Source organism: Phycisphaerae bacterium, assembly GCA_012729815.1.
GTDB lineage: Bacteria > Planctomycetota > Phycisphaerae > JAAYCJ01 > JAAYCJ01 > JAAYCJ01.
The window spans coordinates 1-4,773 of record JAAYCJ010000313.1; the positions used below are offsets into that span (position 1 = coordinate 1).

The 4,773-nt window shown below is 63.1% G+C and carries 3 protein-coding genes; 1 reads left to right on the forward strand and 2 read right to left on the reverse strand.

Going from position 1 to position 4,773, the window contains the following annotated elements:
- Nucleotides 1–350, forward strand: a 350-nt coding sequence (locus GXY33_20505; GenBank protein ID NLX07530.1) for a hypothetical protein, incomplete at its 5' end; no start/stop codon positions are given.
- Nucleotides 351–389: 39 nt separating this feature from the next.
- On the opposite strand, the gene GXY33_20510 is transcribed toward GXY33_20505, so the two are convergent.
- Nucleotides 390–2,513, reverse strand: coding sequence for a hypothetical protein (locus GXY33_20510; GenBank protein ID NLX07531.1), 2,124 nt, complete (start codon nucleotides 2,511–2,513; stop codon nucleotides 390–392).
- A gap of 27 nt (nucleotides 2,514–2,540) precedes the next feature.
- Nucleotides 2,541–4,535: a hypothetical protein gene (locus tag GXY33_20515; protein NLX07532.1), complete on the reverse strand. Its 1,995-nt coding sequence runs from the start codon at nucleotides 4,533–4,535 to the stop codon at nucleotides 2,541–2,543.
- Nucleotides 4,536–4,773: the final 238 nt, after the last annotated feature.

The window sequence follows — 4,773 nt, forward strand, 5'->3', positions numbered from 1 at the left end:
CGGGCAGCGGACCGGCGGCCTGGCTGATCCGCGAGGTGTTGGGTGTCAAGCCGCGCCGGCCGGGTTTTGCCGAAGTGGCGATCGAACCGCATTGCGGCGATCTGGCATGGGCCAGAGGCACGGTGCCAACGCCGATGGGAACGGTCAGCGTTGCGTGGTCGAAAGACAGCGGCGGCGGACTTCGGCTTGAGACGGATGTGCCGGAAGGGATCGGCGAGACGCGAATCTACGCCAACTGTCCGCGGAGCGTCAGGCTTGACGGCATCTGCGCGGATGCTTCCACCGATGAAGACGGTCGCCGAGTGCTCAAGATTCAGTCAGCCGGGAAGCACGTGATCGACCTGTGCTGACGGTCCTGCCGCTGGCCCGTCCTTGTCGATTGCATGACCTCAATTCGCCTGCTCGGTCACGAACCATACGTCGATCGGCAGCGGTTCGCGGGAGAATGTCAGCGACGTCTGTTTGGACAGCGTCTCCAAAAGGTCATTCAACCTGGCGTCTCGGTCGGGGCCTTTCGGCAACCGGTAGAGATAGCTTGAGGAGTGCCGGCAATAGCCGATGAGTTCCTGGTCCTGCCGGCTCTCCGTCCGGTCAACGACGGGCCGGTCGGCGAGACGACTGAGTTCTCTAAGAAGCTCCGCCACCGTATTGGCTATTCCGTCGTGCCCACCGTCGCCCGGGTCCGGCTTGTCCGCAAAGAACTGGACGACTTGCCGGCCACGCGTTTCCGGCAGGGGTTGAAAGTTGAACCGCCCTTTCGCCACGATGACCTCTCGCTCCACGCGGCGTTTTTCGAAGCGGATGTCCCGGCCGAGTTCTTCGTGGAGTATCCGGTGCAGGGCCTCCAGCCGCTCGGCGGTTGAGCTGTTTCGACGCACGACCCAGTCGCCTGGAAGTCCAAGTTTCAACAAGGCGTCCGTTCCCTCGAATTCGTAAGTGCGCAGCCCCAGTACGGAGTCCAATGTTGACCCGATGGTTCCCGCGTCGCCGAAACACAGGCTCGCCCAACGCGCCAACCTACCGTCCCAGTGGAAGACGAACCGGTCCGGCGGCTCCGGTATGATGGAGGCCTGGTGAGCAAACTCCGCTGTGTAGTACTCCTTGCGCTCGGGAATGAACGGCGCGGTAATCCGCTTGAGAGTTTGGCCGTCCTCGAGGCGGTAGACCTGATTGAACCGCGTTCGCCAATCCGGGGCGTCGGGAGAGGCCTGCTGGGACGAGGAATTTTCACCGGAGACGATGGCGGGCAGTTGGTCGGGGAAGAAGCCTTCGGCTTGGATGGTGTTGAATTCGTCGGTCAGGACGAGCCAGGGCAGGCCGGCGGCGTTCCATTGTTTCAGAAGTTTTTCCGGTTCGGATTTGATTTGGCCGGCGACGGTGATGATGCCGTAGCGGCTTAGAATCTCCTGAAGCTGTTTCGGTTCGATGGGCGAGGCGTGGATGGTGACCAGGACGATTCGGTGTTGGCTGAGCAGTTCGCCCTGCTCGGCCAGGACTTTCATGGCGTGGCGCGAGGGGCGCTGGTTTTCGTCCCAGAAGCAGATCAGCAGGGTCTTGCCGTCGAGTTGGACCGGGGCGACGTCGAGGGTCAGGCCGTCGAGGTTCGGCAGCGGACGAGCGATCAGGGCGGCGGGGTCAACGTCGGTCCGCCGTTCGTGCGGATGCGGTTGAATGACGATCCGGATCAGGTCCGTCTCGCCGACCGTGATCTCCTTGGAACCGCCCAGATATTTGGGCCGACCGGAGTTCCTCGCCATGATTCCCAGGTAGCCCTTGCAGACGCCTTGCACGACGAAACGTCCCTGCTGATCGGTAATGATATCCTCGGTCCACCGGGGTTGCTGCGTTCCCCATAGGCTGACGGTGGCTCCCGGAACCGGATTGCCCGCATCGTCGAGCACCACGCCCGAGACCGTCTGGTCAGCCTTTTTGAGGATCGCGTCCTTGGCCTGGTATTGCAGGTCCACAGCGTCGGCGAAGTCGAGGAACAGGTGGCTGGTGCCGTAGCCGTCGCGGCTGATCTCCAGCGACGCGGTCAAGTCGTGGGGCAGCGGCGAGATTTCGTAGCGGCCGTGGGAGTCGGTGCGAAGATCGGTCAGCAACTCGCCCCACAGCGTAATCTGGGCGTCGGGCAGCGGGTTGCCTTCCTCGTCGAGCACACGACCAGCGACGGTTATGGCCGGCAGCAGTTCGATCCGCAGGTCCGTCACGTCCTTGTCGAGCCCCGGGTGGACGAAGGCGGCCAGTTTGCGGTCGGCGTATCGAACCAGCAAGTTCGGCTGATTCCAGAACGGCGAGTGACCGGGCAAGGCACACGACAGGCTGAAGTGGCCCTGGTCGTCGGTCGTGACGGATTGTCGGCCCGGCAGGGTCTCCACCACGGCCCCTTGGACCGCCCTGCCGTCTCGATCGACGACGACGCCGGTGAAGGTCCTGGGAACGGACGATCCAGAGTTGTATATCCAGCCCGAGGCCGTGACCGCGGTGATGAGCAGCATGAGTATCGCACGCATGATTGGATCTCCTGGCAACGGCTGGCGCTATTTTTCTCCGGTGACGGCGATCAGGCTCAGGACCGGGCCCACATCGTCTGAGACAAAGTCGATTGAGGCAATCGGCCGGTCGGGATGGGGGTTCTGCCACGCGTAGACGTAGAGGCCGACGCGGGACCAGCCGTTGTGGCCGGACCATCCGACGCAGGCCTGCGAGAGCTCCTTCGGCTGCCACCACTCGCCGATGGTCGTACCGTTGAGGATGGGAATGACCTGCGTATCGTCGGCGCCTTGGTAGTAGATGCGGTATTCACCGGCCTTGGGCGGTTCGAGATGCTCTTCGCCCCATTCCATCGCGTGCAGGAAGTAGAGGCGTGCCGCCTTTTGCCCTCCGACGTCGATGCCGACGATCTGTCGCGGCAGGTCGGGCCGATGCTGCGAGCTAATGAGGCGGATCTGCGACTTGCCGTCGTTCTGCGTCTGATCGACGATGTCAAACTCCACACCTCGCAGTTTCCGTCGGCCGAGGGGCAGGTTGGCCAGATCGTTGGGCGTCTGGCCGGAGGGAGGTTGGGCCAGCGGCTGATTGCAGTAGGGACGAAGATCGACGGTGAAGAACTCGCCGCTGACGATTTGCGGCATATCCGGCGTCCGGTGGGCTTCGAGCGTGCCGTCGGCGTTCAGGGTGTAGAGGAGCTTTTCGATCGCGAAAGGGTAATCGGGGTATTCGATCTCGATCCGATAGGGCCCGCCGGCACATCGAGATTCTCGCCATCGCAGTCCATGAAAGGAGTTATTCGGCCCCGCCCACATCACGCCGAGGGTACGGTCGTAGGTTCCATCCCGGCTGCGGATGTGCAGCCGTGGCGTGTCCGGCGCGGCGCCCTGCTGCGTTGAAATCCTCGTCACGCGTTCGCCGAATAGGGTCTCAAGAAAAAGAGAGAGATTCAGGTGCAGCGGTATGGGCTCGGTCTCGCCGTAGACCCTGGCCAGCAGTTCCGGTTGGTATGGTCTCTTGGCGGCGGTCAGCTTCAGGATCAGCGGATCGCCGGCTGGAATGAACGTCGGTTCGACACCTTCGCCTGAAGGTTTGACCTCGAAGCTTCCAGCCTCCGTGCGGTTCTCGGCCCAGAGGACCCATGTGTCGTCGCCAATCCTACGGCTGATCTGCCACTGGTGGATCGCCCATCGCCCGGCTGGGACTTTGCCGATTCCCTCCGTGAGCGGGACCCTTACGTGGCCCTCTTCGCCGCGCAGTTCGAGCAGGACCACGTCGAGGGGCACGCGGATCCGGCCCATGGGAATACGATCTTGGGGGATCGGCTGGATACGTATGGCGGCCCCGTCCCTGGCCGGCGCGGCGTGAAACCACTGGTCATCGACCTGGAGGTACTGAGCGACGAGGTGCTCCTTAATCCCGCCGTCAGGATCGAGCCTGATCCGGTCGGTGTGTTCGAATGGCGGCGACGTGTCATTGAAGGCGCCGTTAACGTTCCAGTCGATCAGCGTCAGGTTCCGCTGGTGCGGCCCGAGGGCGACCCGGCCGGTATACCAGCCGCCGGGATGTATCTGGATCACCTCCCTGCCTTCATGCACCGCATGGTGGACGTTCAGATGATACGGGATGGGCCCATCGGCGGAGGGAAAGACGATCCGGACCGGTCCGAACACGCACACCGGCGGATCGACCCTCCATGGTTTGATCGGCTGTTCGTCGGCGAGACTGCCGTCGGCGTCGCTATCGACATAGAGCCGGTCCGGCAATTCGTCTTTTCCGCTGCGGTCGAGGGCCAGCCACAGGCGCCCGGCTTCGACCATAGGAGTTTCCCATTGGACGAACAGCGGGTCGGGCGATGCAAACTGAGGCAAAGCAAGGCCTTGCGGAGCCTCACGAAGCGGTTGCGGTTCGATTCGGTCATAATTGCCCAGGACCTGCCACGGTTCGCGGCTGGTCTGGTAGCGGAGCCAGTGGACCTCCTGGCCGGCGGAGGACGAAACCGCCAGCAGCCCCACCACCAAGCCGATCCATCGGCGAATGTTCATGGCACGTCTCCAAAAGATGCACTTCGCCCTCTGGTAGAGTGACGAGCCCGGACGGTGGATCATTCAAAAAACGGCTGAGAACGGCGGCCAGAGCGAACCCCATGTGCCGCCATCAAGGCATCCGCTGGTCTGTCTTGCGTTTCTCGATGGCGTGACAGCAGAAGCGGCCGCAGCGAGGGCATCGGCCGATGGTGCATTTTTTCCGCGAGGCTGCGCCAAGGCGGATGCCGTACTTGCC

What these genes read in the sequence shown, in the direction of transcription:
- GXY33_20510 (NLX07531.1), bottom strand. Translation starts at nt 2,513, where the DNA reads ATGCGTGCGATACTCATGCTGCTCATCACCGCGGTCACGGCCTCGGGC.
- GXY33_20515 (NLX07532.1), bottom strand. Translation starts at nt 4,535, where the DNA reads ATGAACATTCGCCGATGGATCGGCTTGGTGGTGGGGCTGCTGGCGGTT.